This window comes from Lelliottia nimipressuralis, assembly GCF_004115925.1.
GTDB lineage: Bacteria > Pseudomonadota > Gammaproteobacteria > Enterobacterales > Enterobacteriaceae > Enterobacter > Enterobacter nimipressuralis.
In genome coordinates this window covers 320999-337974 of sequence record NZ_SDDX01000008.1, presented here as the reverse complement: position 1 = coordinate 337974, position 16976 = coordinate 320999, and the positions used below count along the sequence as shown (strand labels likewise).

Annotated in this window: 18 protein-coding genes; 6 read left to right on the top strand and 12 right to left on the bottom strand. The window is 55.3% G+C overall.

Annotation, left to right across the window (positions count from 1 at the left end; all coding sequences use genetic code 11):
• Positions 1–3: 3 nt before the first annotated feature.
• The 3 genes from yggU to ETG88_RS07960 are packed head-to-tail and all read right to left on the bottom strand — an operon-like array spanning position 4 to position 1586.
• On the bottom strand, positions 4–300 hold the full coding sequence (gene yggU, locus ETG88_RS07970) for a DUF167 family protein YggU (protein ID WP_100778997.1): 297 nt from the start codon (positions 298–300) through the stop codon (positions 4–6).
• On the bottom strand, positions 297–863 hold the full coding sequence (locus tag ETG88_RS07965; protein WP_100778998.1) for a YggT family protein: 567 nt from the start codon (positions 861–863) through the stop codon (positions 297–299). Before ETG88_RS07965 ends, yggU begins: the two co-directional genes overlap by 4 nt.
• Before the next feature lie 18 nt (positions 864–881).
• Positions 882–1586 (bottom strand): YggS family pyridoxal phosphate-dependent enzyme, encoded by a 705-nt coding sequence (locus tag ETG88_RS07960; RefSeq protein ID WP_129035114.1) that lies wholly within the window; start codon positions 1584–1586, stop codon positions 882–884.
• Between the two features lie 18 nt (positions 1587–1604).
• Here ETG88_RS07960 and ETG88_RS07955 point away from each other — a divergent pair, with 18 nt between their 5' ends.
• On the top strand, positions 1605–2585 hold the full coding sequence (locus tag ETG88_RS07955; protein ID WP_129035113.1) for a type IV pilus twitching motility protein PilT: 981 nt from the start codon (positions 1605–1607) through the stop codon (positions 2583–2585).
• A 5-nt stretch (positions 2586–2590) separates the two neighbouring features.
• Here the strand turns inward: ETG88_RS07955 and ruvX are convergent, their stop codons facing one another.
• The 8 genes from ruvX to metK form a co-directional block, all read right to left on the bottom strand.
• Positions 2591–3007, bottom strand: a complete 417-nt coding sequence (gene ruvX / locus ETG88_RS07950) for a Holliday junction resolvase RuvX (RefSeq protein WP_129035112.1) — start codon at positions 3005–3007, stop codon at positions 2591–2593.
• Positions 3007–3567 carry a YqgE/AlgH family protein gene (locus ETG88_RS07945; protein ID WP_100779002.1) on the bottom strand — a complete coding sequence of 187 codons (561 nt, stop codon included), beginning with the start codon at positions 3565–3567 and terminating at the stop codon, positions 3007–3009. Before ETG88_RS07945 ends, ruvX begins: the two co-directional genes overlap by 1 nt.
• A 117-nt stretch (positions 3568–3684) precedes the next feature.
• On the bottom strand, positions 3685–4632 hold the full coding sequence (gshB, locus tag ETG88_RS07940; RefSeq protein WP_100779003.1) for a glutathione synthase: 948 nt from the start codon (positions 4630–4632) through the stop codon (positions 3685–3687).
• A gap of 20 nt (positions 4633–4652) precedes the next feature.
• The gene (gene rsmE, locus ETG88_RS07935; RefSeq protein WP_100779004.1) at positions 4653–5384 is read right to left on the bottom strand and encodes a 16S rRNA (uracil(1498)-N(3))-methyltransferase; all 732 of its coding nucleotides are present in this window, start codon (positions 5382–5384) and stop codon (positions 4653–4655) included.
• Positions 5385–5467: 83 nt separating this feature from the next.
• The gene (gene endA, locus ETG88_RS07930; protein ID WP_100779005.1) at positions 5468–6175 is read right to left on the bottom strand and encodes a deoxyribonuclease I; all 708 of its coding nucleotides are present in this window, start codon (positions 6173–6175) and stop codon (positions 5468–5470) included.
• A 94-nt stretch (positions 6176–6269) separates the two neighbouring features.
• Positions 6270–6767, bottom strand: coding sequence for a SprT family zinc-dependent metalloprotease (locus ETG88_RS07925; protein WP_129035111.1), 498 nt, complete (start codon positions 6765–6767; stop codon positions 6270–6272).
• Between the two features lie 115 nt (positions 6768–6882).
• Complete coding sequence (locus ETG88_RS07920; protein ID WP_100779007.1) at positions 6883–8280, bottom strand: sugar porter family MFS transporter; 1398 nt, start codon at positions 8278–8280, stop codon at positions 6883–6885.
• A 438-nt stretch (positions 8281–8718) separates the two neighbouring features.
• Positions 8719–9870: a methionine adenosyltransferase gene (metK, locus tag ETG88_RS07915; RefSeq protein ID WP_102104710.1), complete on the bottom strand. Its 1152-nt coding sequence runs from the start codon at positions 9868–9870 to the stop codon at positions 8719–8721.
• A gap of 423 nt (positions 9871–10293) precedes the next feature.
• On the opposite strand from metK, the gene ETG88_RS22525 reads away from it, so the two are divergent.
• The 4 genes from ETG88_RS22525 to speB all read left to right on the top strand — a co-directional run bounded on the left by ETG88_RS22525 (position 10294) and on the right by speB (position 13756).
• Positions 10294–10446: a hypothetical protein gene (locus ETG88_RS22525; RefSeq protein ID WP_420171146.1), complete on the top strand. Its 153-nt coding sequence runs from the start codon at positions 10294–10296 to the stop codon at positions 10444–10446.
• 87 nt (positions 10447–10533) lie between these two features.
• Positions 10534–10665 (top strand): acid stress response protein YqgB, encoded by a 132-nt coding sequence (yqgB, locus tag ETG88_RS07900; RefSeq protein WP_129035190.1) that lies wholly within the window; start codon positions 10534–10536, stop codon positions 10663–10665.
• A gap of 8 nt (positions 10666–10673) precedes the next feature.
• A complete protein-coding gene (speA, locus tag ETG88_RS07895; RefSeq protein ID WP_100779009.1) occupies positions 10674–12650 on the top strand; it encodes a biosynthetic arginine decarboxylase in 1977 nt (658 codons plus the stop codon).
• Between the two features lie 185 nt (positions 12651–12835).
• A complete protein-coding gene (gene speB, locus ETG88_RS07890) occupies positions 12836–13756 on the top strand; it encodes an agmatinase (RefSeq protein WP_002434404.1) in 921 nt (306 codons plus the stop codon).
• A 128-nt stretch (positions 13757–13884) separates the two neighbouring features.
• Here the strand turns inward: speB and loiP are convergent, their stop codons facing one another.
• Positions 13885–14643, bottom strand: a complete 759-nt coding sequence (loiP, locus tag ETG88_RS07885) for a metalloprotease LoiP (RefSeq protein WP_100779010.1) — start codon at positions 14641–14643, stop codon at positions 13885–13887.
• Between the two features lie 271 nt (positions 14644–14914).
• Between loiP and tkt the strand changes: the two genes are divergently transcribed.
• Complete coding sequence (gene tkt, locus ETG88_RS07880; RefSeq protein WP_102104709.1) at positions 14915–16906, top strand: transketolase; 1992 nt, start codon at positions 14915–14917, stop codon at positions 16904–16906.
• The last annotated feature ends 70 nt before the right edge of the window (positions 16907–16976 follow it).

The window sequence follows — 16976 nt, the reverse complement described above, 5'->3', positions numbered from 1 at the left end:
ACGTTAATCCTGTTGTGACAGTGCCGCGACTTCCGTCGGGATGTGTTGCGGGTTGAGGATTTTTACCTGTTTATGACGCCCCAGCTCACCCTTTTCAATGATGACCTGGCTTTTGGCGACGCGAAACTGTTTTGCCAGATATTTGGTCAAATGCGCGTTCGCCTGGCCGTCCACGGGAGGGGCGGTAATGGCGACTTTTAACTCGTCGCCATGTAATCCCACGATGCTGTCGCGGCTGGCTTTCGGCTGAATATACAGCCGCAAAACCAGCCCGTCGGCGAGGTGACTGACGGCACTCATAGCGCCATCCACAGCCCCGGCAGCAGCATGTTGCCCGTTGACTGTAACAGTTCAGCGATGCCCATGTTCAGGACATACAGCAGCAGCACCAGAATCATCGGCGAAAAATCGATCCCGCCCATGGCTGGCAGCAGATTGCGGATCGGGCGCAGGAGCGGCTCCGTCAGCTGAATCATGGCGTATTCAACCGGACTACGGCCGCGACTCACCCAGCTCATGACCGCCATCACCAGCAGCACCCAGAAGATCAGCAGGCCAATGGTTTTCAGCAGGATCAGCACCGCTGCGATCCAGATGATCGGCTGGAAGGTGACCACCATAAACAGCACGATAGCTTTGATGATACTGAGCACAAACGCCACCAGCAGAGAGGCGCTGTCGATCGGCCCCATCGGTGGGATAATGCGGCGCAGCGGCCCAATAACAGGTTGTGTGATTTTCACGACAAACTGTGAGAATGGGTTATAAAAATCACAACGAGCCCACTGCATCCAGACGCGTAACAGCAGCGCCATCGTATACAGCTCAATGACCGTTGAGAGCAGGAAAGTCAACGTCTTCATGGCGTTCCTCAGGTTTCCTTATTTTGGGGGGTAATCGCGCGCACCGAAAATGGCTGTACCGATGCGCACCATAGTGCTGCCTGCCGCGATGGCGGCTTCCATATCGTCCGACATGCCTAGTGAAAGCGTGTCTACGGTCGTGTAGCGCGCTTTAAGCGCTTCAAATGCTACAGCCATTTGCTGTGCTACGGCAAACTGCCTGTCGTAACTCGTTTCCGGTGCCGGAATCGCCATCAGCCCGCGCAGGGTCAAACCGGGCAGTTCAGACACCTGTTCGGCCAGCGCATCCAGCTCAGCCAGAGTGATACCAGACTTACTGTTCTCATCGCTAATATTGATTTGAATCAGGATGTTAAGCGGTGCCATGTCGGCAGGGCGTTGATCGCTCAACCGTGTTGCAATGCGTAGACGATCGACCGTATGACACCAGTCAAAATGTTCAGCAACCAGCCGACTTTTGTTCGACTGCAACGGACCGATAAAGTGCCACTCAAGATTCGTATTCCCGGTTTGCTGGAAATAGCGAATTTTGTCCACACCTTCCTGAACGTAGTTTTCGCCAAAAGCGCGCTGCCCGGCGTCGATGGCTTCTGCGATGGCGCTCGCAGGCTTCGTTTTACTCACTGCAAGCAACGAAACTTCTTCTGAAGCACGGCCGCAACGCGTTGCAGCGGCTGAGATTTTGTCCCTGACCTGTGCCAGGTTATGCGCAATGTCGTTCATGAGTCCGAGGATGGTCGTATGGATATGGAAGAAATTGTGGCCCTTAGTGTAAAGCATAATGTCTCGGATCTACACCTGTGCAGCGATTCGCCACCGCGCTGGCGTAGATTAGGCAAACTTGAGCCGGCACCCTTTCCTCCGCCTGATGTCGCGCAGCTGTTAAAAACATGGCTGAATGACGAACAGCAGAGCGCCTGGTGGGCAAATGGACACGTGGATTTCGCGGTGACCTTGCTCAGTGGCAAGCGTCTGCGTGCCAGCGCGTTTGTGCATATCCATGGCGTCTCGCTGACGCTGAGACTTCTGCCGGAGGAGTGCCCTCAGCTCTCAACGCTTGGCGCGCCGCGCGTCATTCCCGACCTGCTCTCCAGTGACAATGGCCTGATTCTGGTGACGGGGGCCACCGGCAGCGGCAAATCCACAACGCTTGCGGCGATGGTGGATTATCTCAACCACCATTCCGATGGCCATATTCTGACGCTGGAAGATCCGGTGGAGTACGTCTATCAAAGCCAGCGGTGCCTGATTCAGCAGCGGGAAATTGGCCTGCACTGCCCGTCATTTGCTCAGGCGCTGCGGGCGGCGCTGCGTGAAGATCCGGATGTCATTTTGTTGGGTGAACTGCGCGATAGCGAAACGATCCGCCTGGCGCTCACGGCCGCGGAGACCGGGCATCTGGTGCTGGCGACGCTGCACACGCGCGGGGCGGCACAGGCCATTGAACGGCTGGTGGACACCTTTTCGGCAGAAGAGAAAGATCCGGTGCGAAACCAACTGGCAGGAAGCCTGCGTGCGGTGCTGGCACAAAAACTGGTACGGGACCTTCAGGGCGGGCGCGTAGCGCTGTTTGAGATGCTGGTGAACACACCGGCGTCGGCCAATCTTATCCGCGAAGGGAAAACCTGGCAGTTGCCTGGTGTGATCCAGACCGGGCAGCAGGCGGGCATGCAGAATTTCGACCAAAGCCTTGCAGAGCGCAAAGCGCAGGGAAGGCTTTAGCGAAATTAAAACCCTTGCTCGAAGTAGCTTTCGAGAATAATCACCGCCGAGGCAGAATCGACGCTGCCTTTGTTTAGCGCGCGGAATCCGCCATGCTCAAACAGACCTGCGCGGGCTTCAACGGTGCTCAGACGTTCATCGTGCAGCTTAACGACGACGCCAAAGCGGCCATGGATCTTATTTGCAAACTTGCGCGCACGGGCGGTGAGCGGTTGCTCGGTGCCGTCCATGTTGAGCGGTAGCCCAACGATCACGGCTTCGGGCTGCCACTCTTTCAGCAGGCGCTCGATAATGGCCCAGTCGGGCGTACCGTCCTGGGCTCTGATCGCCGTTAACGGGCGTGCCGTGCCGGTAATGCGCTGACCAATCGCCACGCCGATACTTCGGGTGCCGAAATCAAAGGAGAGAAGCGTTCCGCTCATTATGCGTGCCCCGCCACACCAGGCATGGTCTGGATGTCGATACCAATGAGTTTTGCCGCTTCGCGCCAGCGATCGGCGATCGGGGTTTTAAACAGAATATTCAGATCCGCCGGGGCCGTGAGCCACGCGTTATCGAGAATTTCCTGCTCAAGCTGGCCTTTCTCCCAGGAGGAGTAGCCCAGCGCGACCAGCACTTCGGAAGGCTGATTGTGCGTGCCGAGGGTTTCCAGAACGTCGCGCGAAGTGGTGATCACCGTATTATCGGAAACGCGAATGCTGGAGGAGAAACCCGGAGGCGTATGCAAAATAAAGCCGCGATCTTCTGCCAGCGGGCCACCGAGCATCACCGGCTTATCCAGGCGGATTTCCGGGGCGCGCTCTTCAGGCGTGATCTTGAGCTTCTCAAGAATGCCCTCGATTTGCAGGTTTTCCAGCGGTTTGTTGATGATAATCCCCATTGCGCCGTCTTCGCTGTATTCACAGATATACACGACAGCTCGACGGAAAATCGGGTCCTGGAGAGCAGGCATGGCAATAAGAAAGTGATGCTGTAAATTCATTGTCAGAGGTTCTGATTCCTGGTTTAAAAAGCGACAAGGCCCAGTATGCGGAGAAAGCTGGGCCTTGTCACTATTGACTTCGCCGCAGGTAGATGACCGGCGGCATGTGCGAGAGCGTTACTGCTTCAGACGTTTTTCAATCGCGTCCATCAGCATACCGGTGATCGAGACCGGGAACTCGGCTTCGATTTCGCGGATACAGGTCGGGCTGGTGACGTTCACTTCCGTCAGACGGTCGCCGATAATATCCAGACCGACAAAAATGAGCCCTTTGGCCTTCAGCATCGGGCCGACGCGGCGCGCGATTTCCCAGTCGCTTTCCGTCAGCGGGCGCGGCTCACCACGACCACCGGCCGCCAGATTGCCACGCGTTTCGCCGCCCTGCGGGATACGCGCCAGGCAGTAAGGTACCGGCTCGCCATCGACGACCAGCACGCGTTTATCGCCGTCCACAATGGCTGGAATATAGTTCTGCGCCATGCAGTAGCGGGTGCCGTGCTCGGTCAGGGTTTCAGCAATAACGCCGAGGTTCGGATCGCCTTCTTTCACGCGGAAGATCGATGCACCGCCCATTCCGTCCAGCGGCTTCAGAATGATGTCGCCATGTTTCTGCCAGAAAGCTTTCAGCTGTGCTTTGTTACGGGTGACGAGCGTTTCTGGCGTCAGGTCGGAGAACCAGGCGGTATAGAGTTTCTCGTTACAGTCGCGCAGGCTCTGCGGTTTGTTAACAATCAGCGTGCCTTTCTCTTCTGCGCGCTCAAGAATATAGGTGCAGTAGATGAATTCGGTGTCGAACGGGGGATCTTTACGCATCAGGATCACATCGAGTTCGGCGAGGGGAATATCCTGCTCAGATCCGAATTCGTACCATTTATCGTAATTTTGCTCGACGTTCACGATGCGCGTCCGCGCGCGGGCTTCACCATTATTCAGGTACAGATCGGCCATCTCCATGTAATGAAGCTGGTAGCCGCGACGCTGTGCTTCCAGCAGCATAGCGAAGCTGGAATCTTTCTTGATGTTAATGCTTGCGATGGGGTCCATCACGATGCCGAGCTTGATCATTGTTCTTCTCCGTTAATGCTTCAACCCAGATCGCCAAAACGCACCTGGAGTGCAGTGATGGCTGTGAGTGCAGTCGTCTCAGTACGTAGAACGCGAGGTCCCAACAGAATATCAGTAAATTCATAACGTGCGGTCATGGCAATTTCGTCTGCCGACAGCCCACCTTCCGGGCCGATCAGCAGCCGCACGCTTTCCACCGGCAGCGGCAGCGTATTAATGCTGGCGCTGGCGCGCGGGTGAAGATTGAGCTTTAAGCCGCTCTCTTGTTCGGCACACCACGCCTCTAAATCCATGGGCGGGCGGATCGTCGGAATGCGGTTGCGGCCGCACTGTTCGCACGCGGCGATGGCGATTTTCTGCCATTGCTGAATTTTTTTGTTCAGACGTTCAGCATCCAGTTTAACGCCACAGCGCTCAGAAAAAAGTGGCGTAATGAGGCTTACACCCAGTTCGATCGATTTCTGAATGGTGAATTCCATTTTTTCACCGCGCGACATTACCTGGCCCAGATGGATATGCAGCGGGGATTCGCGGTCATCCACTTCGCCTCGCAACACATTCACCTGCACACTCTTTTTATCGGCGCGAGTGATTTCGGCGTCGAACACCTGGTTGCTGCCGTCGAAAAGCTGCACGGCCTGGCCCGCGCCCATACGCAATACGCGGCCTACATGGTTCGCGGCTTCGTCGGAGAGGGCGATTTCGTGGCCTGCGGTGATCGGTTCAGGGTGATAGATGCGAGGGATGCGCATAGTCAGTATTCCATCTAAAACTTCCCACTCCCGACGGGAGTGGGCGAAGTGAGGGGTAAAATAACAATTGCCGCTAGTGTAGGTTAGCTCTTTTGCGCCTGGCAAGCCCGCTGCACGTACGGGTTGTGATTCCCCTGGACTTTGGCGATGCGGTTATCGCGCTCACACTCCCAGTCGGTGACCGGATACAGCTTATCCCAGGCGTTAAAAAGCTGGGTTTGCTGACGGGAGAGGTTCAGGTCGTAGCGATCGCGCATATAGAAGTAGGTGCGGGCGATACTGCCGCGCGCGCGGGCTGGCGGCTCGGCCACTTTCTCTTTGAAATCGACTTTCATTGTGCATTGGCCGTACTGACCTTCGCCGCCGTTCCACTGGCTGTACATGAAATTGGCGCGGTCGCCGTTGACCTCACCCACGGCGGGCTGCAGGTTGTGCATATCACTTTCAATCTGGCGATAGACGGGATCTTTAGCGCAGTTTTTACGCCCGCCATCCTGCCAGCACTGGCGCTGATGGCCGAACTGCCAGGCCGGCACCACGTGTTCCCATTCGATACGGTTGGCGCGGTTTTCATTTTTACGCACTTTGTAGCCGCAGGATTCGAGGTCAACGACCCCTTTTTTGCCCTGCCAGTTAATTTTACATCCGCAATAGAAATCACCCGGCGCGTCGGCGTTTACTTTGACGCCTGCGGCTTTGGCCTGGGAAAAACTGTTAATACCTTCGGCCAGCGCAGGGCCTGCGAGCACCGTCGCCAGAAAGGCAACAGCGAAAGAATAGTGACGGGACATCTCAAACTCCGTGTCAAAACGAGCCCGCAACGTAGCGAAAGATGTTCCAGTATGCAATCAGTCAGATCAGGAAAGTTCCTGATTGTTCAATTGATTATTCTGCGATCAGCGGCTCGCCGCATTTAACGCAGCGGTAGATGGCCTCGCCGCGTACCACACGATTATGTCTGCGAACGGTCAGCTGGTGCTGCTGGCACTGGCAGCGGTAGGGGAAGGTATTTCGCCGCACCGATTCCAGCTCAAACTGATGCGTACGGCGGGCGGGAACACCCAGCACGGCTTCCATCATCCATTTCCACTCTTTGCCGTGTGGTGCCACGCGGCCAAAGTGTTTCCACACCAGCAGATGCGCCAGCTCATGAGGGACAACTTCGTCGATAAATGCCTGCTGGTTTTCCATCATCAGCACTGGATTGAGACGGATCTCGTAGGATTCCAGCCAGGCGGTGCCCGCCGACGTCCCGCGCTGCTGATAGACCAGTTTTGGTTCAGGGTAATTTCGCCCGAGCTTCAGGTTGGCCTGCGCGAGTTTATCCCGCAATGCGCGCATAACGGCTTGCTGGAGGGCGATGGGAAGACGTGGGGTTTTCATAGGGCCAGAGGATAATGCGGTGGATATAAACAGTAAAGCCTTCTCCGGTGGAGAAGGCTTTTCGTGTATCACCCTCTCCCCGTGTGATGGGGGAGGGCATCAGGCCACAATAATCTTAGTTCTGCGCCCCAATCTCACGCAGTGGACGGCCTTTCATCAGGTTGCGTTCGATATGTTCCAGAGAGACGTGTTTGGTTTCCGGAACCAGCCACAGTGTCAGAACAATAAAGAACAGGTTCAGGCCGCCGTATACCCAGAAGGTATTGGCATTGCCGAGGGTATTCAACATGGTCAGGAACGTTGCGCCGACGATCATGTTGGCAATCCAGTTCGTTGCCGTTGAGCAGGTGATACCAAAATCACGCCCTTTCAGCGGCTGGATTTCGGAACACAGCACCCAAATCAGCGGACCGGCACTCATCGCAAAACCGACGATAAACATCAGCAGCATCGCGACGGCAAAGTACTGCGCGGTCGCGGAGTGAATGCCCATATGCATCATGGTCCCCAGCACGCCCATCCCGATAGCCATCACCAGGAAACCTAAGGTCAGCGTTGGCTTACGGCCCCAACGGTCAACCAGACCGATCGCGATAAAGGTCGCCAGCACGTTGGTCAGACCGACGATCACGGTTCCCCACATCTGCTCGGTGGTGTTGGTATACCCGGCCAGCTCAAAGATTTTTGGCGCGTAGTACATGATGACGTTCATCCCGGTGAACTGCTGCATCACCTGTAACAGCACGCCGAGGAACACCGCGCGACGGAAGTTGCTGTTCTCTTTAAACAGCGCCCAGCCGGTCTGTTTGACCTTCAGGCTTTCGCGGATCTCATCAAGCTCGTTTTTAGCTTCAGCGCTGGTATCACGCAGGCGCATCAGCACGCGTTCCGCATCATGGAAGCGACGTTTCGCGGCGTACCAGCGCGGGCTGTCCGGCAGGAAGAAGACACCGATCAGCAGCAAAATTGCCGGGATGATAATCACGCCCAGCATCCAGCGCCAGGCGCCGCTGTAGCTGAAGGCCGTATCGGAAAGGTACGCGCCAAGAATACCGATGGTGATCATCAGCTGATACATGGAGATCATGCTGCCGCGAATTTTCTCTGGCGCGATTTCAGACAGATACAGCGGGGCAGTATACGACGCCACGCCAACCGCCAGACCGAGCAGTACGCGGGAGATGATCAGCACTTCGACGTTAGGTGCGGCGGCGGAGCAGAGTGAACCGGCGACAAACAGAATCGCGCCGATCATCAGGCTCTTTTTACGTCCGAGACGGTAGGAGAGCCAGCCGCTGCCAACGGCACCGACGGCAGCGCCGAACATCATGGAGCTCACCACCCATTCCTGGGTATGTGGGCTGATCTGGAATTCATCGGTGATGAAGGGTAAAGCACCGGCAATGACGCCGATATCCAGGCCGAAAAGAAGTCCTGCCAGGGCTGCGAGGAAGCAGACAAAGAATGTCATCGCCTTGTTGGACGTACGCCCCTGTTTATTATTGTCAGGCATTATGCCCTCCAGTTGGGTTATCAGTTTTATCGATGTAAAGGGTAGGTTAGTACGGCGTAAAAATATGTGACGCTACTCACATTGGTGTAATCGGTTACACTCACTTATAACTGTCAGTTTTATTAAAGCTCTGAAAATATAGTGTTAATTCTGTTGATGTGCATCCCGTTTAACGCAGTTTCAGACTTAACTGAAATGAAATGTAACAGCAGATGAAGGCTGAACATGCAAAGAGATTATTCTGAAAGAAGTGCTTTTATCTCGTGGTGTAAGCGGTTTCAGTAGGAGTGGTTTGCCGGGTGGCGGCGATATCTTACGCGTGCAGAGCGTTAAGGAAATGTAGCTCACAAAAGCGAAGCGCGGGCGGGCAAAATCCCGGGAGCAGAAATGCAAAAGGCCAGCACGAGGCTGGCCTTCAAAAACGCTATCAGTCGCTAATTACAGACCGGCAGCGTCACGCAGCAGGGCGGCTTTGTCGGTTTTTTCCCATGGGAAATGTTCGCGACCAAAGTGACCGTATGCAGCGGTTTCTTTGTAGATTGGGTGCAGCAGATCCAGCATCTGGATCAGGCCGTATGGACGCAGGTCGAAGAACTCGCGCACCAGCAGGGTCAGCTGTTCGGTAGAGATCTTCTCGGTACCGAACGTTTCAACCATGATGGAGGTAGGTTCTGCCACGCCGATTGCGTAGGAAACCTGAATTTCACAACGATCTGCCAGGCCCGCAGCCACGATGTTTTTCGCCACATAACGTGCAGCGTACGCAGCAGAACGGTCAACTTTAGACGGATCTTTACCGGAGAACGCGCCGCCACCGTGACGAGCCATGCCGCCGTAGGTATCAACGATAATCTTACGACCGGTCAGACCGCAGTCGCCCATTGGGCCACCGATAACAAAACGGCCGGTTGGGTTGATGTGGTACTTGGTGGAGGCATTCAGCCATTCTGCAGGCAGAACCGGCTTGATGATCTCTTCCATGACCGCTTCCTGCAGCGTTTTCAGCGAAACGTCTTCGGAGTGCTGAGTCGACAGTACGACCGCGTCGATACCGACGATTTTGCCGTCGTCATACTGGAAAGTGATCTGGCTTTTTGCATCCGGACGCAGCCACGGCAGCGCGCCGTTTTTACGCACTTCAGCCTGACGCTGCACCAGACGGTGCGCGTAAGTGATGGGTGCAGGCATCAGCACGTCGGTTTCGTTGGTTGCGTAGCCAAACATCAGGCCCTGGTCGCCAGCACCTTGCTCAAGCGGATCGGTACGATCGACGCCCTGATTGATGTCCGGGGACTGTTTGCCAATTGCGCTTAATACGGCGCAAGAGTTAGCATCAAAGCCCATATCAGAATGCACGTAGCCGATTTCACGCACGGTGTTACGGGTGATCTCTTCGATATCAACCCATGCACTGGTGGTGATCTCACCACCTACCAGAACCATGCCCGTTTTGACATAGGTTTCGCACGCCACGCGCGCTTTAGGATCCTGCTCCAGGATCGCATCCAGCACTGCATCGGAGATTTGGTCAGCGATTTTATCAGGATGCCCTTCTGATACAGACTCGGACGTAAACAGGTGTTTTGCCATGTTTTATTTCACCTAAGGATAATTTGGTAAGCTCAAACTGCTGTGCGGAATGGCCGTAGAAGACGATTCTACCAAGACCGGCAGGTAAATGACACCGGCAGTCTGAGTGTTAATCAGTATAGATGGATTAACATCTGGACGGCTATTTTAGGTCACTTCTTCGCCCGATTTCCAGTTTTTTTTGACTAAGGTCTCACTGTGCTAAAAGCGCAGGTGGAAATTTTTCCTGACGGGGCTGGCAAGGCGCGCATTTATACTTTGCATTTTGGGAGTGATGTGGGTATAAAACGCGGCGCGCGGCTCATACAAAAAAGCGCTCGATGATTTCATCGTGTCGCCACTTCCAGCCGGGTTGAGCAGTGAACACTTAGCTTTGGCTTGAGGTTCGTCTTCTGAAGGCGGCCGTGGAGGTGATACCCGATAATGAACTCTCGTTTTCCGCTAACTCAGTTACGCTGTTCTGGCGTGCGTCTGTTTCCCGCAACTCGCATTTCTAATCTGCAAACCTGCCGATGTTATACCCATTTCGGTGCTTCTCAGGATTCCAGGGCCGGCCATCCGCTTTGTGAAAACTGAACAAGGGCGCTCTTGTTAATTCAGGAGTTATCTCGTGGTTTCGCCGAACCTTGTCATACAGAGTTCGGTTACGTGTTTTACAATGATATGAATAAGAAACCGGTCGCACGGTCTGAATTTCAGCACACTCTGCTGGAATGCGGGGCCGTTTATGGGTTGTTATCGCGGTGTGACACTGCGATAGTAGTCAACTGTTTTACACTTAATACAAAGAGTTGAGGTTCGCTATGTCTGACGACATGTCTTCGGTTTCGCCTTCGTCAGCGGGCGGACAGGGTGTACTACGTTCTATGCAGGAGGTTGCGATGAGCTCCGAAGAGGCCAGCAAGATGCTGCGCACATACAATATTGCCTGGTGGGGTAATAACTACTACGACGTCAACGAACTGGGCCATATCAGCGTTTGCCCTGATCCTGACGTACCGGAAGCTCGCGTGGATCTCGCCAAACTGGTGAAAGCGCGCGAAGCGCAAGGGCAACGTCTGCCTGCACTGTTCTGCTTCCCGCAGATCCTGCAACACCGTTTGCGCTCCATTAATGCGGCGTTCAAGCGCGCGCGTGAGTCCTATGGATACAAGGGCGACTACTTCCTGGTCTATCCCATCAAGGTAAACCAGCACCGTCGTGTCATCGAATCGCTGATCCATTCCGGTGAACCACTGGGTCTGGAAGCCGGTTCTAAAGCGGAACTGATGGCGGTACTGGCGCACGCCGGTATGACGCGCTCGGTGATCGTCTGTAACGGCTATAAAGACCGTGAATACATTCGTCTGGCGCTGATTGGCGAGAAGATGGGCCACAAGGTCTATCTGGTCATCGAGAAGATGACGGAAATCGCGATTGTGCTGGAAGAGGCCGAGCGTCTGAACGTGGTGCCGCGCCTGGGCGTGCGTGCGCGTCTGGCTTCGCAAGGCTCCGGTAAATGGCAGTCCTCCGGCGGCGAAAAATCCAAATTCGGTCTGGCGGCGGGTCAGGTTCTGCAGCTGGTGGAAATGCTGCGCGAACGCGGTCGTCTGGACAGTATCCAGCTTCTGCACTTCCACCTCGGTTCGCAGATGGCCAATATTCGCGATATCGCCACGGGCGTACGTGAATCGGCTCGCTTCTATGTCGAGTTGCATAAGCTTGGCGTTAACATCGAGTGCTTCGATGTCGGCGGCGGTCTGGGTGTGGACTACGAAGGAACGCGCTCGCAGTCTGACTGCTCCGTGAACTACGGTCTGAACGAGTACGCGAACAACATTATCTGGGCGATTGGTGATGCCTGTGAAGAGAACGGTTTGCCGCATCCAACGGTGATCACCGAGTCTGGCCGTGCGGTAACCGCGCACCATACGGTGCTGGTTTCCAATATTATCGGTGTTGAACGCAGCGAGAATACGGAAGCGACGCCACCGCAGGACGATGCGCCGCGTGCTCTGCAAAACATGTGGGAAACCTGGCAGGAGATGCATGAGCCGGGCACCCGTCGCTCCCTGCGTGAATGGTTGCACGACAGCCAGATGGATCTGCATGACATTCACGTCGGCTATTCATCCGGTACCTTTAGCCTGCAGGAACGCGCGTGGGCAGAGCAGCTGTATCTGAATATGTGCCACGAAGTGCAGAAACAGCTCGACCCGAGCAACCGTGCGCACCGTCCGATTATCGACGAACTGCAGGAACGTATGGCGGATAAGATTTACGTCAACTTCTCGCTGTTCCAGTCGATGCCGGATGCCTGGGGTATCGATCAGCTGTTCCCGGTACTGCCGCTGGAAGGGCTGAATCATGCGCCGGAACGTCGCGCAGTGCTGCTGGACATCACCTGTGATTCCGACGGCGCTATCGATCACTACGTGGACGGCGATGGGATTGCCACCACCATGCCAATGCCGGAGTACGATCCTGAGAACCCGCCAATGCTGGGCTTCTTTATGGTCGGTGCGTATCAGGAAATTTTAGGCAACATGCACAACCTGTTCGGTGATACCGAAGCGGTTGACGTCTTTGTCTTCCCTGACGGCAACGTGGAAGTGGAGCTTTCCGACGAGGGCGACACCGTGGCGGACATGCTGGAGTACGTGCAGCTGGATCCGAAAAAACTGCTGACTCAGTTCCGCGATCAAGTGAAAAACACCGATCTGGACGCTGCGCTGCAGCAACAGTTCCTGGAAGAGTTTGAAGCGGGTCTGTACGGGTACACCTATCTGGAAGACGAGTAACCGTTAATGCCCGGTGGCGCTGCGCTTACCGGGCCTACGGGATACTTGAACCTGTACGAATTAACGGCGATAATTCGCACCAACATGCAGTTTCCGAATCAATCCCTTCCTCGTCGGGTTTAACGACGCGGAGGGGATTTTTTTTCATCTATTTTTAATGCATCGACTCTACATGAGGTCAGGACATGAGCACTTTAGGTCATCAGTACGACAACTCTCTGGTATCTAACGCGTTTGGTTTTTTACGTCTCCCGATGAACTTCCAGCCGTACGACAGCGACGCTGACTGGGTGATCACCGGCGTTCCGTTTGATATGGCAACTTCCGGTCGTGCCGGTGGCCGTCACGGTCCGGCGGCCATTCGTCAGGTCTCTACCAACCTGGCCTGGGAGCACAACCGTTTCCCGTGGAATTTCGATATGCGTGAGCGCCTGAACGTCGTCGACTGCGGCGATCTGGTGTATGCCTTCGGCGACGCACGTGAAATGAGCGAAAAACTGCAGGCGCACGCAGAAAAACTGCTGGCTGCCGGTAAGCGCATGCTCTCCTTCGGCGGTGACCACTTTGTGACGCTGCCGCTGCTGCGCGCGCACGCGAAACATTTCGGTAAAATGGCGCTGGTGCATTTCGATGCCCACACGGACACCTACGCGAACGGCTGCGAGTTTGACCATGGCACCATGTTCTACACCGCGCCGAACGAAGGCCTGATCGATCCAAATCACTCTGTGCAGATCGGTATCCGTACTGAATTCGACAAAGACAACGGCTTCACCGTGCTGGACGCCTGCCAGGTGAACGATCGCGGCGTGGACGACATCATCGCGCAGGTGAAGCAGATTGTCGGCGACATGCCTGTCTACCTGACCTTTGATATCGACTGCCTGGACCCCGCGTTTGCACCGGGCACCGGTACGCCGGTCATTGGCGGCCTGACGTCTGACCGTGCGATCAAACTGGTTCGCGGTCTGAAAGACCTGAACATCGTGGGGATGGACGTGGTAGAAGTGGCGCCAGCGTACGATCAGTCTGAAATCACGGCTCTGGCCGCTGCAACACTGGCGCTGGAAATGCTGTACATTCAGGCAGCCAAAAAAGGCGAGTAATCGGGCTGTTTGACTCGCCATTTTGAAACCGGGCAGTGCCCGTCACCCTCACGTACTCCCGGGTGACGGTGCGCAGCCCGTGTCGTTACTGGCAAAGCCAGTAACGCCCTAGGCTTTTCTGAAGGGGATTATTTGATCCCGTCTGCCGCCATGCGATCGCGGATATGTTGCGCACGCTCTGCGGACGCCGGGTGATCGTCAAACATTGAGCTTTGACGGCCTTCTTCCAGTTTTGCCAGTTTCTCAAAGCTGGTGGCTAAGCCTGACGGATTGATCCCGCGTTTGCGCAACAGATCGTAGGAGTAGTCGTCCGCTTCTGACTCCTGACGTTGGGAGAACTGGGAGTTAACCAGTTTTTCGCCCACATCGCCCAGCTGGGATTGGGACAGACTGCCAACGATACCGCCTGCAGAGGCTGCTGCTGCACGCACGGCATTGGTGCCGAGCGCCACCTGCATACCTTTCTTCACGTGGCCGAGTGCGACGTGGCCCATTTCATGGCCGATCACCGCTTCGACTTCGTTGTCCGTCATCATGTCCATCAACCCGCTGTAAACGCGGATACATCCGTTCGCCATCGCAAACGCGTTCACGTCTTTCGCCATATAGACTTTGTAATTCACGGCCTGGCCGTTGATGTTATCGCCCAGCGCGGCGGCAATCTTGTTCAGACGCTGCGCGTAAGTGCTACTGGCCGGTGCAATGGTCGCTTTTCCGTCCATCTCTTTACACGCCTGGTCGCTCAGTGCGACGACCTGCGCATCGCTCAGGGAATAAGCCTGGAAGGCTTCTGCGCCAGAGCTCATCAGACCGTTTGAATCCATATTCTGACAACCGCTCAGCAGGAGCGTCGTACCTAGGGCCAGCACTATTGCACGCATTTTCATGATGTTGCTTCCGTACTCGTTAACTGAAAAAAGTCTGAAAATTGCTCCGGCAGCGAAGCCGCAGTCGCGCTAAGTATAAGGAATATCTGGAGCCCCGGGCGAGTAGATTGCGCAACATGCGAGCGTGATCCAGAGATTTCTTAAAGGGCAAAAGAATGCTCCATGTACATGCTTTGTCGCTTGGGTTACATTGTTGGCACTTTTTTCTGGCATAGCCCAAAACGCGCTGTCGTCAAGGGCGCGGCCTTTAACAGTCCGATCTGGAGTTAAAATGTCCTCACGTAAAGAGCTTGCTAATGCTATTCGTGCGCTGAGCATGGACGCAGTACAGAAAGCCAAATCCGGTCACCCGGGTGCCCCTATGGGTATGGCTGACATTGCCGAAGTCCTGTGGCGTGATTTCTTGAACCATAACCCGCAGAACCCATCTTGGGCTGACCGCGACCGCTTCGTGCTGTCCAACGGCCACGGCTCTATGCTGATCTACAGCCTGCTGCACCTCACGGGTTATGCGCTGCCAATCGAAGAGCTGAAGAACTTCCGTCAGCTGCACTCCAAAACCCCAGGTCACCCGGAAGTGGGTTATACCGCGGGCGTTGAGACCACAACCGGTCCACTGGGTCAGGGTATTGCGAATGCGGTCGGTATGGCGATTGCAGAGAAAACGCTGGCGGCGCAGTTCAACCGTCCAGGTCACGATATCGTTGATCACTTCACCTACGCTTTCATGGGCGACGGCTGCATGATGGAAGGCATTTCTCACGAAGTGTGCTCCCTGGCCGGTACTCTGAAGCTGGGTAAACTGGTTGCGTTCTACGATGACAACGGCATCTCCATTGATGGTCACGTTGAAGGCTGGTTCACTGACGACACCGCAAAACGTTTCGAAGCCTACGGCTGGCACGTTGTGCGTGGTGTTGACGGCCACGATGCAGACGCGATTAAACGTGCAGTAGAAGAAGCGCGTGCCGTGACTGACAAACCATCCCTGCTGATGTGCAAAACCATCATCGGTTTCGGTTCTCCAAACAAAGCGGGTACTCACGATTCCCACGGCGCACCGCTGGGCGACGCAGAAATTGCACTGACCCGCGAACAGCTGGGCTGGAAATACGCGCCATTTGAAATTCCGTCTGAGATTTACGCTCAGTGGGATGCCAAAGAAGCAGGCCAGGCGAAAGAGTCCGTCTGGAATGAGAAATTCGCAGCTTACGCAAAAGCCTTCCCGCAGGAAGCGGCAGAATTCACCCGTCGTATGAAAGGTGACATGCCGGAAGATTTCGACGCGAAAGCGAAAGAGATCATCGCTAAGCTGCAAGCTAACCCGGCTAAAATTGCCAGCCGTAAAGCGTCTCAGAATGCGATCGAAGCCTTCGGTCCACTGCTGCCAGAATTCCTCGGCGGCTCTGCTGACCTGGCGCCGTCTAATCTGACGATCTGGTCTGGTTCTAAAGCGATCAACGAAGATACCGCCGGTAACTACATCCATTACGGTGTGCGTGAATTCGGTATGACCGCCATTGCGAACGGTATCTCTCTGCACGGTGGTTTCCTGCCGTACACCTCTACCTTCCTGATGTTCGTAGAATATGCGCGTAATGCCGTGCGTATGGCTGCGCTGATGAAACAGCGTCAGGTAATGGTCTATACCCATGACTCTATCGGTCTGGGCGAAGATGGCCCGACTCACCAGCCGGTTGAGCAGGTGGCTTCTCTGCGCGTGACCCCAAACATGTCCACATGGCGTCCATGTGACCAGGTTGAGTCTGCGGTAGCGTGGAAATATGGCGTTGAGCGTCAGGACGGTCCAACCGCGCTGATTCTCTCTCGTCAGAACCTGGCACAGCAGGATCGTACCGAAGAGCAGCTGGCTAACATCGCTCGCGGTGGTTATGTGCTGAAAGACTGCGCGGGTCAGCCACAGCTGATTATTATCGCAACCGGTTCTGAAGTTGAGCTGGCGGTTGCTGCGTGGGATCAACTGTCTGCTGAAGGCGTGAAAGCGCGCGTGGTCTCCATGCCGTCTACCGACGCGTTCGACAAACAGGATGCGGCTTACCGTGAATCCGTACTGCCGAAAGCCGTTTCTGCGCGCGTGGCTGTGGAAGCCGGTATCGCTGACTACTGGTTCAAATACGTGGGCCTGAACGGCGCCATCGTCGGTATGACCACCTTCGGCGAATCTGCACCAGCAGAACTGCTGTTCGAAGAGTTTGGCTTCACCGTTGAGAACGTAGTCGCGAAAGCGAAAGAACTGCTGTAATCGCGTAAACGCCCGGCGGCGAGAGTCTTGCCGGGCGCTATAAAAAACCAGGTGGGTAGCAATACCGCCT

Coding starts and splice junctions, on each gene's coding strand:
- ETG88_RS07945 (WP_100779002.1), bottom strand. CDS start 3,567: ATGAATTTACAGCATCACTTTCTTATTGCCATGCCTGCTCTCCAGGAC.
- yqgB (WP_129035190.1), top strand. CDS start 10,534: ATGAATAAGAAACCGGTCGCACGGTCTGAATTTCAGCACACTCTGCTG.
- yggU (WP_100778997.1), bottom strand. CDS start 300: ATGAGTGCCGTCAGTCACCTCGCCGACGGGCTGGTTTTGCGGCTGTAT.
- speA (WP_100779009.1), top strand. CDS start 10,674: ATGTCTGACGACATGTCTTCGGTTTCGCCTTCGTCAGCGGGCGGACAG.
- speB (WP_002434404.1), top strand. CDS start 12,836: ATGAGCACTTTAGGTCATCAGTACGACAACTCTCTGGTATCTAACGCG.
- ETG88_RS07965 (WP_100778998.1), bottom strand. CDS start 863: ATGAAGACGTTGACTTTCCTGCTCTCAACGGTCATTGAGCTGTATACG.
- ETG88_RS07920 (WP_100779007.1), bottom strand. CDS start 8,280: ATGCCTGACAATAATAAACAGGGGCGTACGTCCAACAAGGCGATGACA.
- endA (WP_100779005.1), bottom strand. CDS start 6,175: ATGTCCCGTCACTATTCTTTCGCTGTTGCCTTTCTGGCGACGGTGCTC.
- ETG88_RS22525 (WP_420171146.1), top strand. CDS start 10,294: ATGAACTCTCGTTTTCCGCTAACTCAGTTACGCTGTTCTGGCGTGCGT.
- ETG88_RS07960 (WP_129035114.1), bottom strand. CDS start 1,586: ATGAACGACATTGCGCATAACCTGGCACAGGTCAGGGACAAAATCTCA.
- tkt (WP_102104709.1), top strand. CDS start 14,915: ATGTCCTCACGTAAAGAGCTTGCTAATGCTATTCGTGCGCTGAGCATG.
- ETG88_RS07925 (WP_129035111.1), bottom strand. CDS start 6,767: ATGAAAACCCCACGTCTTCCCATCGCCCTCCAGCAAGCCGTTATGCGC.
- gshB (WP_100779003.1), bottom strand. CDS start 4,632: ATGATCAAGCTCGGCATCGTGATGGACCCCATCGCAAGCATTAACATC.
- rsmE (WP_100779004.1), bottom strand. CDS start 5,384: ATGCGCATCCCTCGCATCTATCACCCTGAACCGATCACCGCAGGCCAC.
- ETG88_RS07955 (WP_129035113.1), top strand. CDS start 1,605: ATGGATATGGAAGAAATTGTGGCCCTTAGTGTAAAGCATAATGTCTCG.
- metK (WP_102104710.1), bottom strand. CDS start 9,870: ATGGCAAAACACCTGTTTACGTCCGAGTCTGTATCAGAAGGGCATCCT.
- loiP (WP_100779010.1), bottom strand. CDS start 14,643: ATGAAAATGCGTGCAATAGTGCTGGCCCTAGGTACGACGCTCCTGCTG.
- ruvX (WP_129035112.1), bottom strand. CDS start 3,007: ATGAGCGGAACGCTTCTCTCCTTTGATTTCGGCACCCGAAGTATCGGC.